Origin of the sequence: Thermococcus alcaliphilus, from assembly GCF_024054535.1 — an archaeon.
In the GTDB taxonomy this organism is placed as follows: domain Archaea; phylum Methanobacteriota_B; class Thermococci; order Thermococcales; family Thermococcaceae; genus Thermococcus_A; species Thermococcus_A alcaliphilus.
In genome coordinates, this window is sequence record NZ_JAMXLV010000021.1 from 1 (window position 1) to 14,706 (window position 14,706).

Consider the following 14,706-nt stretch of genomic DNA (forward strand, 5'->3'; position numbering starts at 1 on the left):
TGTTGCTCTGATTTTCTTTTCTGGTGGGATTTTGTTTCGGCGAAAAGGTTTTAAGGCTGAAACCATCCAGTGGATAATGGTTTCAGCTTGCATATTCCCCTCTTTCTTTTTCTGAGGGAGTGTCTGAGATTTAAACCTGACACCCCACTGCTTATCCTGACAGTATCCATAACGTTTTACCAATGATAGTGACAAACTACAATCCATTATGTTAAGCAATTTTCAAAATATTTATATAATTTAATAACCAAGAAATATACAAGGTGACTTGTATATGAAAAAGAAAATCGATAAATTTGATTTACAAATTATGAAAATACTAGCAAAAAATTCCCGAATAAATTATAGACAACTTGCAGAACTTCTAAACACAACAAGACAGAGAGTTTCTAGACGTTTAGAAAAACTTGAAAGAGAAGGAATAATAAAGAAATATACTATAATTCCAGACTTTGATAGATTAGGATACACCTACGTAGCTATTGGACTTTCACTAAAACCTGGTGCTCCTGTGGATAAAATTATTGAAACCCTAAAAGAAGACGAGGAAATTAAAGTTATTCAAAGAGCCATTGGATATCATCAATTAATAGTTCACATAGTGGCTCCCAAAAATATGAAAGAGATTGAAAGAAAAATTCACGAACTTTCTAAAAAAGTGGAAGGGTTAGAAAGTTATGACATAAGTTTTGTAACAGATATAGTTAAATTTGAGCTCGTCTGAAAACTTTCCTTTTTTCGGCAATATGTGAAAGAAAAGCTAATAAAAGCTCGGATAAAAGAGACTGGCAGAGTCATAAGCGGTGAGTACAATGAACATTGCCACTGTTGCAGTAATTGCAGTATTGGGAACTTTGGCATATAAACTAAAGGCCCTCGATGCCAAAGGCACTATAGTAGCTGCACTTATTGGAGTAATGACTATCGTATTTGGGGGGATTTTCCCATTTTTGGCGTTACTTACCTTTGTCCTTCTTGGAGTTTTTGCGACTAAGTATCGCCTTGCAGAAAAAGTCAAAAGAGGAATCGCTCAAGAAGGAAAGGGGACAAGAAGCTGGCAGAATGTTCTTGGGAATGGTCTTGCCGCTGTAATATTCTTGCTAATTGAATACTACACCAAGCAAGATGTTTTTTGGGCAGCTACGTTTTCCGCAATAGCGACTGCAAATGCTGACACTCTCGCCAGTGAGCTGGGGAAGATATTCGGCAAGGCCCCAAAAATGATAACAAATCTAAAGCCAGCAAATGTGGGAGAAAATGGTGCTATCTCATGGCAAGGTGAGCTCATAGCCCTAATTGGAGCATTTGTTATAAGCATTTTTTCGGTGTTTTTAACTCCTCAAAAAACGGAAATGCTCTTTGCAGTAACCCTTGGTGGATTTATAGGGTGCAACATTGATAGCTTACTCGGGGCAACACTTGAGAATAAGGGGATTATAAACAACCACCACACAAACTTTTTAGCCACTATCATAGGGGGAATAATTGGAGGGGTAATTTTCCGCTCCCTGCTGTGATGAGATGGCGGATTGCTGAATTGTGATGACGACCTTAGGATCTGAGCTACACTTTGTCTCCTTTTTTCCTTAATTCTTCCCCATAAATAGTCCAAAGGGCAATTAGAGCAGCTGGAATTCCGTGTTCCGTTGCAAAAGTCATATACGGAGCAAGATCAATGACATAGTCTGCGTATCTAAAAAGTCCCCTCGGGATGCCTTCCCTCGAACCTATAAAAACCACAACTTCCTTGGCATAGTATAGGTCTTTTGCAAGATTTTCTTTTACTTCAGAAACGCTGTGCCCCTTTGGATCGGTTATTATAAGCAACCTTTTGTTTCGTCTTTTGTCCCTTATAACTTGATAAAGATCCCACACGCTAACTGGGACTTTTTCCACTTTCCAGGGGTATGCCTCCCGCTGGATCTGATGCCTAGACTCCTGACCGATTTTTACCCCTTTTATGAATTCCATCAGCTCATAAGCATCCATTTTCTCTTTAGGTGCTATAATAAGCTCTCTCACCTCAAAAGCTTGAGCGGCTCTCCCGATTTTCTCCCCAAAATTTCTACAAGCCTTGTAATCACCCCAATAGGGCATCTGAACTATTGTAACTTTTTTAAAGAGCTTTCTTGCGTCTATCTTCTCTGGAGTAAACTTCTTCCACTCCTCTTTTCCGGTGATGGATATGTAAGCCCTATCTCCGATGATCTCCACCAAAACTGTTTTATCTGGAAAAGTTAAATCAACTTCGGCGTTTGTAAGCTCCTTTATCTTTCCCCCGAGAGCTACGTTAACATCAACACTTGAGAACCCATGCTTTCCTCTTCTTTTAGTTTTTACTGCAAAGCTTTCGCCTTCCTTTATGTAAGCAGCTATTTGCTCTGAGACGCTTAAGATGTCCTCAATTGTTGCAGGCACTTCAAAGAGCACGGGGATAACTCTTTCAATCTCGGGAATATCAAAAAGCTTTTGTTCCACATCTTTATCTTCAGTTTCCACAAGAACAAGACCAGAATACCCCTGAGGAGCTATCCAAACTTTGGCATCCTCAAGAACATCCTTAATGTAATTGGCAGCAACAGCCTCCATTCCCCGCTGGGTTTTAATTAAAAACTTCATGAAAACCACCAAAAGCTAAGAGAAAAGAGAAATAATCAAGCCTCTGGCTCTGCAAGGACCTTTATCTTTCTTATCTCAGCTCTCTTGAGTGGATATATCTTCTTGGCTTCTCTTGCTATTTCAGCAGCCATTTTTCCGTTAACTGCCTCAAGCACAAAGTCTGTGAAGTTAAGCTCCTCTGCCTTCTTACGGATTATGTTCTCCATTATTTCCCTGATAGCCCTCTCCTGGCTTGTCTGGATTCTTCTTATTGCTATAACCATACCCATAACTCTAAGCTTGTAACCGTCCTTTGTTGTTATGTTGAAGATACCATCGATTCTCGTGGTTCTTCTCCTAACAAGGCTTCTTATGTAGCTTCTCGCCAACTTGTGGCCCTTAAACTTAGTGTAGGCGTTCTGCCCTTTAACGTCGTAAATCTGGAAGTAAAGCTTTACCTGACCCTTTGTGAAATCTCCGGTTAGATCCTTCAAAGTGGTCTCAATTACCCTTCCCTTTACTTTTTCGGGATCATCTGCGGGAGTTAAACCAATTTCCTTGCTCCCGAAAAATTCTGGAGCGTAAACTATATACCAGTTCTTAAGCTTCCACTTATCCCTTGCAGCGGCAGCCCTCTTCCTTGGGTTAGCTCTTGCCATCTTAACACCTCCAATTTCATTTCTTTATGACATCCTCAGCGATCTTGATTGAAAACACCAAATCATCCAGCGCTACTATCAAGCTTTCAATCTCACCAAGGTATTTAACTTTTGTTATGACTCTACCATCTTCCCAGTAAGTTCTAAATTTAAAGTTTTCTGGTAGATTCAGATTGTCCACCTCAACGGCCTCGGCAATTGCCTTGGCGATACTTTCATCCCCATACTCCCAAATTATCTCTGCCCTGGCTTTAATTTTCATCTGTCCCACCGCTTGAGTTCTGCTCTTCAAGGAGCTTGTCTATTAGCTCAGCAAATTCGTCTATTTTATCTTTGGGAATTCTTATGCCTGCTGCTATTGCATGCCCTCCTCCTTCTCCTCCAAGAATTTCTGCGGCTTTCCTTAAGGCTTCTCCCAAGTCATATCCTTTTTCAATTCCTTTTTTCGTCGTTCTAGCAGAACCTTTTACCAATCCGTCCTCTTCGCTGTCTGCTAGGACAATAACGGGCTTTTCTGGCTTTGCAAGCTGGGCATTTATCGCCATTGTTGCTGCTATTCCAACCATTGTGTCTTTGATGTTTTTGCCTGCGTAGAATATGTAAGCGTGTTCTTTTTCAACTGCATTGCTCCAGTTTTGTATCAGGTATCTCCTCATCTCTATTTGCTCTCTCTTGTACTCATCCACGAGTTTTAATGCATCTTTGAATGCCTTCTCGTCCCCCAAGCATATTGCAACGCCCAAAGTGCCCATGTTAAGCCTTCCTGTAGCATTTAGGAGGGTAGCAAATTCCCTTGCCTCGTGCCTAGGGTCTCCTTCAGGATAGAGCTTAATTAGCACAACGTCACCGATAAGCCTGTCAATGTCCTCTTTAGAAGCGTTGTTCTTAATCAAGTGAATAACAAGTGCATCGTGGAGCTTTCTTTTTTCCTCTTCTCTAAGCTGCCAGTACTTCATATCTGGATCAAAGCCCTTGCTACGCAGGAATTCTATTGCATTTCTCAAATCCCCTGTAATACCCGGAAGTTCTGGATTTGATGCATAAGCAAGCATTTGAGCCAAAGTCCGAGTTTCTCTTCCAAAGAGCCTCAGTTCTTTGCGGAGTTCTATCAAGTCCAACTCTTTTGCATCTTCTATTATATCAATGTTCATTCCATGAAATTGTCCGTCGATTTCTTGCATATCACCAACTGCACCAACCAAAGCCAAGTAGCTTAGGTCTTTGTTTCTTTCGTTTATCGCCCTTGCTATGAAGTAAGCAACACCAGAACCGCTCAAGTCTCTAACGCTATCTGCTCCAAATTGGGTGGGATTTACGAGTATATGGTTTTCTTGTTCGATTTCACCATCTTCTGGGGGATGGTGATCTGCTATAACAACACTAGCATCCTTTAGATAGTTCTCAATCAGCTTTATAGACCCGCTTCCAAGATCACTGAAAACATAAATTTTCTGCTTTTCTTCTGCAAGCTCTTTTAACGTATCTTCCCCAAGCTGTTTCACTATGCTGAGATGAAAATCCGCACCTTCCCTAGCAAGCGCTTTTGCTAGAATTGCACCGGCAGTTATGCCATCTGCATCCCTGTGTGAAACAATACGGATAGTATGGCCTAACTCAATGTGCATCTTTATTAGCTCTGCACCTTCCCTAACCTTCTCCAAAAATGCGTTCTTATCCATTATACCACCTTAATAAGGAAAAAGGTGAAAATCAGCGAACGAGAAGCTTTGCTTGCTCTGGATCGTATCTCCACTTTGCTGGTAGCTTTCCGGTTCTCCTGTAGTATTTTACAAGTCTCCTGATCTTGCTCTCAGTAAGCTGAAGACCCCTCATTGAATGAAGGTCTTTGGGATGTTGTTCTAGGTGCTTCCTAAGTTTGACTGCCTTTCTAATGAGGAACATTAAATCCTCTGGAATCTCTGGAGCAAGGCCGTTCTCTTCGAGTATCTTGGTTATTTTCTTGCCAGTGATGAGTCTAACACTCGGAATTCCGTATTGATCCCTCAAAATAGTGCCTATCATGGCAGCACTATAACCTTCCTTCCTAAGCTTAACAACAAGATTTTCAACTTCCTCAGCAGTGTACTCCACCCATGTAGGTGGGGCTGTCCTCGGTGGCTTCTTTGATCCGGACTTTCCTCTTTTTCTTGCATGCAACCTTGCCATTTCCAACACCTCCCGGTGACGGCCAGCTACTGCCAGCCGCCCCTTATAAGATTGCCAATAGTGGGTGATAAAAGGGCTTTAAAAAGTTTGCCCTTGAGATGTTTTACGTTTTTAGAAAATAAGCAGGAAGACAATCTGCATTCGAAATTCTTATTAACATCAAAGGCAAAGATATTATTTAGAGCGGAGGGTTAGTTAATGAGAATTGAAATCAAACTTAAACCTGAAAATAAGAATGCTATAGTGCCCTTTAATTACAACGATGAAATTCATGACCAGCTGCTTGAAAAGATTTTCCTTGCGGCGCCAGATTTAGCTGAGGTGCTTCAAACGGAGTATAAGGATTACTTCACCTTTTCCAGGATAATGATTAGAGAGAGGGAGATTATTCCCGATAAAGGAATTAAAGTGCTCTCGGATGATATATCCCTCTACGTTTCATCTTCTCTCACCGAAATCATAAAGGCAATTGCAGAGGGGTTTATCTCGAATCCTATCTTAAAGGTGGGAGAAGCAACGTTCTCCATGGCCGACATAAAAATACTCCGGGAGCCAAAGATAAGGGATGGAACGCTTTTTTCAACGTTAAGCCCCATAGTTGTTAGGACAGCCAAGTTCGAAGACAATAAGGTAAAGATATGGGATCTTTATCCAAACAACGAAGGATTCCAAGACAAACTCAGGAAAATAATGCTTACAAAGTTTTCAGAGATAAATGGCAGACTCCCGGAGGATACCGACTTTCACCTTGATGTCATAAAATTCAAGCCTGTGAGAATAAAGGTTGGTAAGACGTATTACAGAGGCTCTCTGATGGTTTTCCGGTATTATGGGTCGAAGGAGATAGCAAAGTTTGGATACGAAAACGGCTTTGGAGACAAAACCAGCTATGGTTTCGGGATGGTTAAAGTAATTGATGAAGAAGAAGGACAATAGTGCCTAAGACTGTTTCTATCCCCCAAACCATGGCAACGAGCTGAGGCTCTTTTACTTTCTTTATTCTCATCAGCAAACCCAGAAAGCTTAGGTAAGGTGGGGCTTTTAAAGTTCCATCTTCCAAAACCTCTGTCCTTCCCAAAGGTCTGCCTTTAAATCGTATTTTAGACTTAAGGAGGAAGTCCACAAAATGGGGTAGCAGCAAAAATGCTGCAAATACTTCAACTTTACCTAAAATGCCAACCACTCCTATCAATGCCCCAAGGGACAACGTTCCAGTGTCCCCGGGGAAGATTCTAGCGGGGTATTTATTCCACCACAAAAATCCAAAGGCTACAGCACTTCCCGTCAATGCCAAAATTTGAGCGTCTCCAGAAGTTATCAATCCCAAAAAGAAGAGGGCTATAGCGGAAGTCCCCACCTCCAGCCCATTGAATCCTGCTAAGAGGTTCACCAGATTGGCAGAGCCAGTGATAAAGAGTACTGCAAAGAGATAGTATAGTAAGCCCAGTTCAAAGGAAGCCAGCAGAATATCCAGATTAGTATCTATGGATATCGAAATTACTATTGAGGAGACCAGCAAAGATAACAGAACTTTATGAGACTGTTTAAGCTGAGTTATGTCATCTATTATACCTATAATCCCAAAGAGAAGAAATATCAGAAGAGCCTTTGCGAGAGTTTCATTTAGAAGAGACACAAGACTTAGAGGCAATACGAGTAAAAGAGCAATGCCTCCCATTTCTGGAACCTCGGGTTTATCTAGCTTATGAATATCTCTTCCAACTATGCCGGCTTTTCTCATTAGCGAGCCGATGTAGGGGGTAAGAAGAAGGGAAAGGATAAAACCTACAACAGGCGTTATCATTATAACCACCCAAGCTAAATTAAGCAAGGACTTAATAACTCTTCCGCTACTATAAGAAATGTCACAGGGTGAAAAAGCATGGACATCCAGCTAGTTGTCTTCGATCTCGATGGAACCCTTGTGGGTGCGCCAATGGACTTTGCAGAAGTAAAGGAGAGATTAAGAGAGAGGCTTGAGAAGGAGGGAATATCAAAGGAGCTCATCGGTGATTTGACGCCCATGTATGAAACTCTGCTCAAGATATCCCAAAATACAGGTATGGATTTTGAATATCTGCATTCATTCCTCGTTGAACTGGAAGTAGAAAGGGCTAAGGACAGCTATTTGTTCGAAGGTTCCAGAGAGTTGCTAGAGCTTTTAAAAGAAAATGGGATAAAACTCGCCCTGATGACTAGGAGCTCTAGAAAGGCCACAGAATATGTGCTAAAAAAACATGGTATTGAGGAATTTTTTGACCTTGTAGTTACCAGGGATGATGTACCTCCAGAAGATGTTAAGCCAAATCCCGGCCATTTAAAGACAATACTAGAGCATTTTAATGTTCCACCAACAAAAGTAGTTGTAGTGGGAGATCATGGATATGACCTGCTCCCGGCAAAAGAACTAAGGTGTCTGAGTGTACTTATAACCTCCAACGAAAGCGGAAGAATGAGCTTTAAAATTGAAGAAGACGCAAACTTTGAAGTAATGAACGTCAAAGAGGCGATTGAACTTTTCAAGCGATTACTCAAGACATACGTTGTTGTACCGGCGTACAATGAAGAGAAAACAATAGGTAACGTCCTGAGGGACTTGCTCCAGTATTTCAAAGGAGAAGAGATTGTGGTCGTAAATGACGGGAGCAGAGACAAAACTAGAGAAGTGGCTCAAGAAAAAGGCGTGGTAGTGTTAACACACCTCGTAAACAGAGGGCTTGGAGGAGCATTGGGTACAGGGATAAGATATGCCCTCCTTAAAGGAGCTGAATTAATATTGACCTTTGATGCAGATGGCCAGCATTTAGTTGATGATGCCCTAAGAGTAATGAAGCCAGTTGCAGAAGGGAAGGCAGATTTTGCCGTGGGCTCAAGATTGAAAGGGGACGTAAGTGAAATGCCTTTTGTAAAACGCTTTGGAAATTTTGTTCTTGACTTTATAACGGCAGTGTTTGCTAAAAAATACGTTTCCGATTCCCAAAGCGGATTGCGGTGCTTGAATAGAGAATGTGCATCCAAAATAAAAATCACATGCGATAGATACGCTGTTTCAAGTGAAATAATAATCGAAGCCTCAAAGAACGGATGCAGAATAGTTGAAGTACCCATAAAAGCGGTTTATACCGAATATTCCAAAAAGAAAGGGACCAATATTTTAGAGGGCGTAAAAATAGCTTTTAACTTGCTGTTGGATAGGATGAGGTGATAAAAATGTATGCCGTACAATACATCGCCGTTATTATTATCTTGGCACTTATGGTATACGTACTTGGAAAATACGGGAGAAAAGAGCTTGACTGGCAGGATCTGGTGTTCTGGGAAGCTTTGCTCCTCATAATGCTGATAATTTCCCTGAAACCGGTGGAGATTTCCTTAACAATAAAAAACATACTCGGGCTTGGAAGGGGTCTAGATGCATTGTTTGTGGTCTCTATAGGCCTCAGCTACCTGCTGTTGTTTAGGCTTTACATCGCAATAGACAAAGCTGAAAGGGAAATAACCGAACTAACACGTCGGATCGCAATAGAATTTCAGGAAATCAAGGAAATGCTAGAAAAACTAGAAAGGGATTAGTCATTTCCAAAAAGCTCTTCCAGGAATACCTTAACCCTCTCCTTGGGGACTTTAAACTGTCTTATTTTCACAATCCCTTTCTCTTGAGCTTCTTTCAGCAAAATCTCAGTTGCCTTGTTTGGATACATCTCCTCGTAAACTATTTCCCTAACTCCCGCATTTACCAGTAACTTAAAGCAGACATCGCATGGAAAGTGGGTAACATAAAGTGTGGCCCCTTCAAGGCTTATCCCCTTTCTAGCCGCCATTGCTATGACGTTCTGTTCTGCATGAACCGCTCTATGACAGTGACCATCGACTATCAGGCAACCCACATCTATACAGTGATCCATGTTCCTCGGGGCCCCATTATAGCCTGTCGCCAAAATGTAGCCGTCTTTTACGGCAACTGCTCCAACCCTAAGTCTAGGACATGTAGCCCTTAGACTCACGAGCTTTGCAATGAGCATGAAGTATTCATCTTTCGTGGGACGTATTTTCTTTATATGCTCTGCTCGCTCTTTATCTAGAACTATTTCTACCTCCATAGTACCACCTAATAAAAAAGAAGCAACAAGCTTAAAAGAATTTTTGATCAGTTGAAAATTCTCTCCCTGAGGGTCATAGCTTCAACTTCTGCCATAATCTTCCATATCCTCTCTTCATAGCTTGGGTGTGTCTCAAAGAGCGATTTTTGGTGAGGTCTTTCTATCTTTGGCTCTATAGAGGGCAACGCAGATTCCTTAACCTCGATCCTTAAGTCCTCGTAGTACTTAAGTTCTTCGAGGGCTCTTTTTAGAGCCAATGGGACAGGTATTAAGCGCAATGCTGTTTCATCAGCTTTAAATTCTCTCTGTTTTAAATAATCAGACCTACGAACCTCGTAGAGGAGGCAAAATATGAAGGAAGCCAATGAAACCAAAGTGTTTCTTGAGATTAGGAAATTCAAAAGGGCTATAGCGAGCATGAGGTATCTCCCATAAGAGATGAGCGGGAAGAGAACAGTATCTCCGTTTTTTATATGGCCTATCTCATGGGCCGCAACTGCAAGGATTTCTTCTTCATCGAGAACCTCAAATAGACCCATGGAAAGTACAATCGAATTTCTAAAAGAGTAAGCATTGGGTATATAGTCATCCAGCAGATAAATTTCTGGAGTTGCTATCCCAGCCTTATTTGCCATCCTCATTATTCCATCGTAGAGCCATGGGAGGTCTTCATAGGAAAGCTTCCTTTGTTTCTTCTTTAAGGAGCTCTTAATAGTCCACAGGTACAGTCCAGCAAGAATAAGAAATACCCCAACTACGAATAACAGGCCAAGTTTTCCCAAGTACAAAATTGTAATCAACACTTGGGCGAGGAATATAAGTTTAAGCATCTATTATCACTTCTTTATCTTTGAGAGGTACGCAACGGTTGCCTCCTTAAAATTACTCATGAGGGCATTCAAAATGCTCTCTACAACTTTCTTCTCAAACTCCTCTTTGCTTGTAGCCACACTGTAAACGTATCTCATTCCTCCCCTTCCCGTATCCACACTTCTCTTTAATAGCCCTCTTTCACAGAGCCTGTTCATTAGTATACTAACTGTAGAACGTCTTAAGTTCTCATGTTTCTCTTTTAAATATTCATAAACCTCTCCAGCCGTTGCAACCTTCACATTCCACATATACTCCATTATCTCGGCTTCCATTGGAGGTAGAACTGCTCTTAAACCGTCTTCATTTATCTTGAATTCATGAGGCTGCATTGAACATCTCCTCCGGTTTATTCACTATCCAGTTTAATTAACCCGGCATCATACATAAATTTTTTGGAACATGAACTCCCTGTAGAAGAGCCTATTTGGCGGGCCGGGGGGGATTTGAACCCCCGACCTGCGGATTAAGAGTCCGCCGCTCTAACCATGCTAAGCTACCGGCCCACGCCCAATCCAATAAGGATTGAAGGCTATTTATAAACCTTTCGGTTAAAGGGGACAGAAAAATTTATAAACAAACTAAGAAGACAAATAAACGGCGCTCTTGCGGGGGTTGCCGAGCCTGGTCAAAGGCGCGGGATTGAGGGTCCCGTCCCGTAGGGGTTCCGGGGTTCAAATCCCCGCCCCCGCACCAAAAAGAACTTTTCTGAGTGCATTAAAAACAAACTAACCTTCTCCCCATCGAGAATATGACGACCCAAAAGAAAAATGTAAAAACAAAGAGTTCACTCGCCAAACTTTTCCTTATAAAGCTTAGCAAGTTTCTCGATTCCTATTGGAATTTCTTCCTTGCTTGGCCTTGAGAAGTTAAGCCTTATAGCATTCTTTCCAGACTCGTCTGTGTAGAAAGGCTTTCCCGGAACTACCACAACTCCCTCCCTTTCCATGAGCTCGTTGGCAAATGAGATACCATCTGCTTCCTCTGGAAGGAATAGCATAACAAACATTCCCGCTATTGGCTTTGTAAATTCTGCATTTGGCAAGTGCTTTTCAAGAGCCTTCAGCATGATATCCCTCTTCTCTTTATAACCGAGCAGTGCTCCCTCCAAGTGATACTTTTCAAAATAGCCCCTCTTTAAGTATTCCAGGGCAATATATTGGGAAATAGCTGGAGCACAGAAGTCAATTGGCTGTTTCTGCATGAGAACTTTTTTGAGGATTTCTCCCTCTGCTATTATCCATCCAATTCTGAATCCTGTTCCAAGGACTTTGCTGAGCGTTCCCGCCACGATAACTCTCCCTTCATTGTCCAAAGCCTTTAAGGGGACTATATCCCCTCCTTCATATCTCATGAAATTATAAGCAGTGTCCTCAATTATTAGGAGGTCGTATTTAGAGGCAATCTCAAGTAGTGCCTTTCTCCGTTCCATGCTCATAGTGACGCCCATTGGATTCTGGCCAGTCGGAATAGTATAGATCAACTTAACTTTCTGTCCTTTAGCTTTAAGCTCCTTTATTTTCTCCTCCAACACATCAACCCTCATTCCATCGTTATCAACTGGAACCCCCTCAATTTTGGCTCCCAGTTGCTCAAATGCTAGCAGAGTGTTTATATACGATGGGTTCTCTGTTATCACGACATCTCCAGGATCTATCAAAACCCTTCCAAGAAGATCCAATGCTCCCGTTCCTCCTATTGTAATAACAATGTTTTCTGGAGAAACTTCTAAATGGTCGTATTTTTTCAAGAATGCTGCCAGCTCTTCCCTAAGCTCGGGGATTCCATTTGCCGGAGTATACATAACGGATTTTGGTTCCCTTTCAAGAACTTCTTTTGCTATTTCCCCAAGAACAGCCCTTGGAATTAACTCTGGATCAGGATCCCCAGCTGCGAGAGAAATTAGTTTCACCCCTTTCTTTTGGAGTTCCGATGCCTTTTTCATCACATCGGCCAAAGCTGAGCCCTTAATCCAATTCGCCCTTCCGGCTAGGTATTTTGTGTAATCCATTCAACATCACCATTAACTAATCTTCATAAAGATATTTATACGTTTTGACCATTATCTTAGAAAGGGAAATACCATGAAGCCCAAGGTGTTTATAACCCGACAAATTCCGGAAAATGGAATTAAGATGATTGAGAAATTCTATGAAATAGAACTCTGGAAAGATCCGAAGGCACCTCCACGGGGAGTGCTTCTAGAGAAAGTCAGAGAGGTTGATGCCTTAGTGACCCTTGTAACGGACAAAGTAGATAAAGAACTACTGGAAAACGCTCCCAAGTTAAAAATAATAGCCCAATATGCAGTCGGCTATGATAACATAGACATAGAAGAGGCTACAAAAAGGGGAATATACGTTACAAACACTCCTGGAGTCCTTACAGACGCAACGGCTGACCTTGCATTTGCCCTTCTTCTAGCAGTGGCAAGGAGAATTGTAGAGGCTGATGCCTTTGTGAGGAGTGGCGAATGGAAGAAAAGCGAAGTCGGCTGGCATCCTCTAATGTTTCTAGGATATGGATTGAAAGGAAAGACTTTGGGAATAGTGGGCTTTGGAAGAATCGGCCAGGCCCTCGCAAAGAGAGCCAAAGGGTTCGGGATGAAAATCCTCTATTACTCAAGAACACGTAAACCTGAAGCAGAAAAAGAGATTGGTGCAGAGTATGTGGATTTTGAGACCCTTTTGAAAGAGAGCGACTTTATAAGCCTTCACGTTCCCCTAACCAAAGAGACCTACCACATGATAGGAGAAAAGGAGCTCAAGCTTATGAAGTCCAACGCAATCTTAATAAACACATCTAGAGGGGCAGTTGTCGATACTAATGCTCTAATCAAAGCATTAAAAGAAGGGCGGATTGCTGGAGCAGGCTTGGATGTATTTGAAGAAGAACCCTACTATAACGAGGAGCTTTTCAAGTTGAAGAACGTTGTTTTAGCTCCACACATAGGCAGCGCAACTCATGAAGCTCGAGAAGGCATGGCAGAGCTGGTTGCAAAGAACTTAATAGCATTTGCCAAAGGTGAAATCCCACCGAACCTTGTCAACAAAGATGTTCTGACCTCCTCCTCGCCGTGAACGGCGAGGCTTTCAAAAGAAAAAAGTAAAAATTAGAAAGCCAGATTTGAATAAAACGCTTGGCATCGTCGCACATATAAACGTTGTTGAAGTAAACGTAGCTCTCTGCCTTGTTCCACTCTTTGACTTTTTTGGCTATTCCCCTTAACTCTTCTTCACTGTATTTGTGTTTGTATATTATCCTTCCTTCCTGATAAGCTCCGTGAAGGCGGTAGTAATTGATCACTCCCCCATGAGTGGGTTCCCGTATTGTAAGGTCTGTGACATCGATGAGATCAAACTCCCTAACGAATTTCTTTATTCCCCTTTCACTCCAGCCTCTAAGTTCAACTGCAATTTCAAACTCTTTTCTCTCTATCTGCTCAAAAAACTTTTCTGCATTAGCAAAGCTCTCTTCACTTTCTCTAAAGCTTTTGGGAAGCTGAATCAGAATAAACCTTGCCCCTAACGCCTCAGCTTCTTTAAGTGTAAGCTCCCAGTATTTAAAAACCTCCTCCGTTGGTCTTAGCAACCCTACATTCCCAGACGGCTTTACATTACTCCGTCTCCAAGTTGGGCTGGTTGAGGGATGTGTTATACCCTGAAATGCCTTAATGGAAAACACAAAATCTTCTGGAGCCTCTTTTCTCCATTTTTGAAGGGTCTTTTCCTGCAAGATTTTGTAAAAAGTTTGCTGAACTTCCACAGTGCTGAAGTCTTCAAAATATCTTTTCTTGGCCTCACAAAAACCACATGTTCCGACGAGTATCATGATAAAGAATAAAGAAAAGGTAATTAAATACTTTTTTCCTTAGCTTCGGGAGGTTCTTCTATAAGGTTGTCACTGTACTTGTCGTAATCAGCAATGAGGAATTCATCGCTCATTGATAGTGCCTTTACAGCTTTTTCTTCTCCTGGGAACTTTTTACCTGGACAAACGTCTACACAGAGAGCACAAAACATACAGCGGGAAACATAGTGCCTTATTTTCCTAAGCTCCGGGATCCATTCCATGGCGTTTGCAGGGCATACCATTATACACAGCCTGCACCCAATGCATCTCTCGGGATCGTAGTGTAGCTTCCCTCTAAATCCTTCTGGAACAGGGACGGGGGGATATATTTTTACTTCCCCTTTTTGGATCTTTTCAACGAGCGATGTTACATCTTTTGGAGCGTGCTTTACTGGAAATGGATTTGTGAACGGCCTCTGAAGCATCTGTTTTATCATTAGGAACATTGCTTTTGTTGGCAT

18 protein-coding genes and 2 tRNA genes are annotated in these 14,706 nt (G+C 41.8%); 7 read left to right on the plus strand and 13 right to left on the minus strand.

Annotated elements, in window-relative coordinates; translation table 11 throughout:
* Nucleotides 1–274: 274 nt before the first annotated feature.
* On the plus strand, nucleotides 275–724 hold the full coding sequence (locus tag NF859_RS06450) for an Lrp/AsnC family transcriptional regulator (protein ID WP_252743533.1): 450 nt from the start codon (nucleotides 275–277) through the stop codon (nucleotides 722–724).
* An 88-nt stretch (nucleotides 725–812) separates the two neighbouring features.
* On the plus strand, nucleotides 813–1,517 hold the full coding sequence (locus NF859_RS06455) for a DUF92 domain-containing protein (protein WP_252743534.1): 705 nt from the start codon (nucleotides 813–815) through the stop codon (nucleotides 1,515–1,517).
* A 46-nt stretch (nucleotides 1,518–1,563) separates the two neighbouring features.
* On the opposite strand, the gene NF859_RS06460 is transcribed toward NF859_RS06455, so the two are convergent.
* Genes NF859_RS06460 through NF859_RS06480 form a run of 5 tightly spaced genes read right to left on the minus strand, consistent with a single transcriptional unit; the run spans nucleotide 1,564 to nucleotide 5,423 of the window.
* Nucleotides 1,564–2,619 carry an SPOUT family RNA methylase gene (locus NF859_RS06460; protein WP_252743535.1) on the minus strand — a complete coding sequence of 352 codons (1,056 nt, stop codon included), beginning with the start codon at nucleotides 2,617–2,619 and terminating at the stop codon, nucleotides 1,564–1,566.
* A 35-nt stretch (nucleotides 2,620–2,654) separates the two neighbouring features.
* Nucleotides 2,655–3,257 (minus strand): 30S ribosomal protein S3ae, encoded by a 603-nt coding sequence (locus NF859_RS06465; RefSeq protein WP_004068622.1) that lies wholly within the window; start codon nucleotides 3,255–3,257, stop codon nucleotides 2,655–2,657.
* 16 nt (nucleotides 3,258–3,273) lie between these two features.
* Complete coding sequence (locus NF859_RS06470; protein WP_004068620.1) at nucleotides 3,274–3,519, minus strand: KEOPS complex subunit Pcc1; 246 nt, start codon at nucleotides 3,517–3,519, stop codon at nucleotides 3,274–3,276.
* Entirely contained in the window at nucleotides 3,509–4,936 is a 1,428-nt protein-coding gene (gene gan / locus NF859_RS06475) for a GINS-associated RecJ family nuclease (RefSeq protein ID WP_252743536.1), read from the minus strand. The genes NF859_RS06470 and gan overlap by 11 nt, the downstream gene beginning before the upstream one ends.
* A gap of 31 nt (nucleotides 4,937–4,967) precedes the next feature.
* A complete protein-coding gene (locus NF859_RS06480; RefSeq protein ID WP_004068616.1) occupies nucleotides 4,968–5,423 on the minus strand; it encodes a 30S ribosomal protein S15 in 456 nt (151 codons plus the stop codon).
* Between the two features lie 198 nt (nucleotides 5,424–5,621).
* Here NF859_RS06480 and cas6 point away from each other — a divergent pair, with 198 nt between their 5' ends.
* Nucleotides 5,622–6,359 (plus strand): CRISPR-associated endoribonuclease Cas6, encoded by a 738-nt coding sequence (gene cas6, locus NF859_RS06485; RefSeq protein ID WP_087035386.1) that lies wholly within the window; start codon nucleotides 5,622–5,624, stop codon nucleotides 6,357–6,359.
* Here the strand turns inward: cas6 and NF859_RS06490 are convergent.
* Nucleotides 6,328–7,227, minus strand: a complete 900-nt coding sequence (locus NF859_RS06490) for an MraY family glycosyltransferase (RefSeq protein ID WP_252743537.1) — start codon at nucleotides 7,225–7,227, stop codon at nucleotides 6,328–6,330. The two genes, cas6 and NF859_RS06490, sit on opposite strands and share 32 nt — an antisense overlap.
* A 78-nt stretch (nucleotides 7,228–7,305) precedes the next feature.
* On the opposite strand from NF859_RS06490, the gene NF859_RS06495 reads away from it, so the two are divergent.
* Together NF859_RS06495 and NF859_RS06500 are read left to right on the plus strand one after the other, a co-directional pair.
* Nucleotides 7,306–8,628 carry an HAD-IA family hydrolase gene (locus NF859_RS06495; RefSeq protein WP_252743538.1) on the plus strand — a complete coding sequence of 441 codons (1,323 nt, stop codon included), beginning with the start codon at nucleotides 7,306–7,308 and terminating at the stop codon, nucleotides 8,626–8,628.
* 5 nt (nucleotides 8,629–8,633) lie between these two features.
* Entirely contained in the window at nucleotides 8,634–8,996 is a 363-nt protein-coding gene (locus NF859_RS06500; protein WP_252743539.1) for a DUF2304 domain-containing protein, read from the plus strand.
* Here NF859_RS06500 and NF859_RS06505 read toward each other — a convergent pair.
* From NF859_RS06505 to NF859_RS06520, 4 genes are all read right to left on the minus strand, one after another.
* Entirely contained in the window at nucleotides 8,993–9,523 is a 531-nt protein-coding gene (locus tag NF859_RS06505; protein ID WP_252743540.1) for a deoxycytidylate deaminase, read from the minus strand. The genes NF859_RS06500 and NF859_RS06505 overlap by 4 nt on opposite strands.
* 47 nt (nucleotides 9,524–9,570) lie before the next feature.
* Entirely contained in the window at nucleotides 9,571–10,353 is a 783-nt protein-coding gene (locus NF859_RS06510; protein ID WP_252743541.1) for a M48 family metallopeptidase, read from the minus strand.
* 6 nt (nucleotides 10,354–10,359) lie between these two features.
* Nucleotides 10,360–10,725 (minus strand): BlaI/MecI/CopY family transcriptional regulator, encoded by a 366-nt coding sequence (locus NF859_RS06515; RefSeq protein WP_252743542.1) that lies wholly within the window; start codon nucleotides 10,723–10,725, stop codon nucleotides 10,360–10,362.
* A gap of 96 nt (nucleotides 10,726–10,821) precedes the next feature.
* Nucleotides 10,822–10,899 (minus strand) — tRNA-Lys (locus NF859_RS06520).
* Between the two features lie 102 nt (nucleotides 10,900–11,001).
* Between NF859_RS06520 and NF859_RS06525 the strand changes: the two genes are divergently transcribed.
* Nucleotides 11,002–11,089 (plus strand) — tRNA-Leu (locus NF859_RS06525).
* 91 nt (nucleotides 11,090–11,180) lie between these two features.
* Here NF859_RS06525 and NF859_RS06530 read toward each other — a convergent pair.
* Nucleotides 11,181–12,404 carry an aminotransferase-like domain-containing protein gene (locus NF859_RS06530; RefSeq protein ID WP_252743543.1) on the minus strand — a complete coding sequence of 408 codons (1,224 nt, stop codon included), beginning with the start codon at nucleotides 12,402–12,404 and terminating at the stop codon, nucleotides 11,181–11,183.
* A 73-nt stretch (nucleotides 12,405–12,477) separates the two neighbouring features.
* Here NF859_RS06530 and gyaR point away from each other — a divergent pair, with 73 nt between their 5' ends.
* The gene (gene gyaR / locus NF859_RS06535) at nucleotides 12,478–13,473 is read left to right on the plus strand and encodes a glyoxylate reductase (protein ID WP_252743544.1); all 996 of its coding nucleotides are present in this window, start codon (nucleotides 12,478–12,480) and stop codon (nucleotides 13,471–13,473) included.
* On the opposite strand, the gene NF859_RS06540 is transcribed toward gyaR, so the two are convergent.
* The gene (locus tag NF859_RS06540) at nucleotides 13,439–14,224 is read right to left on the minus strand and encodes a DUF72 domain-containing protein (RefSeq protein WP_252743545.1); all 786 of its coding nucleotides are present in this window, start codon (nucleotides 14,222–14,224) and stop codon (nucleotides 13,439–13,441) included. The two genes, gyaR and NF859_RS06540, sit on opposite strands and share 35 nt — an antisense overlap.
* A 23-nt stretch (nucleotides 14,225–14,247) precedes the next feature.
* Nucleotides 14,248–14,706 (minus strand): 4Fe-4S dicluster domain-containing protein, encoded by a 459-nt coding sequence (locus tag NF859_RS06545; protein WP_252743546.1) that lies wholly within the window; start codon nucleotides 14,704–14,706, stop codon nucleotides 14,248–14,250.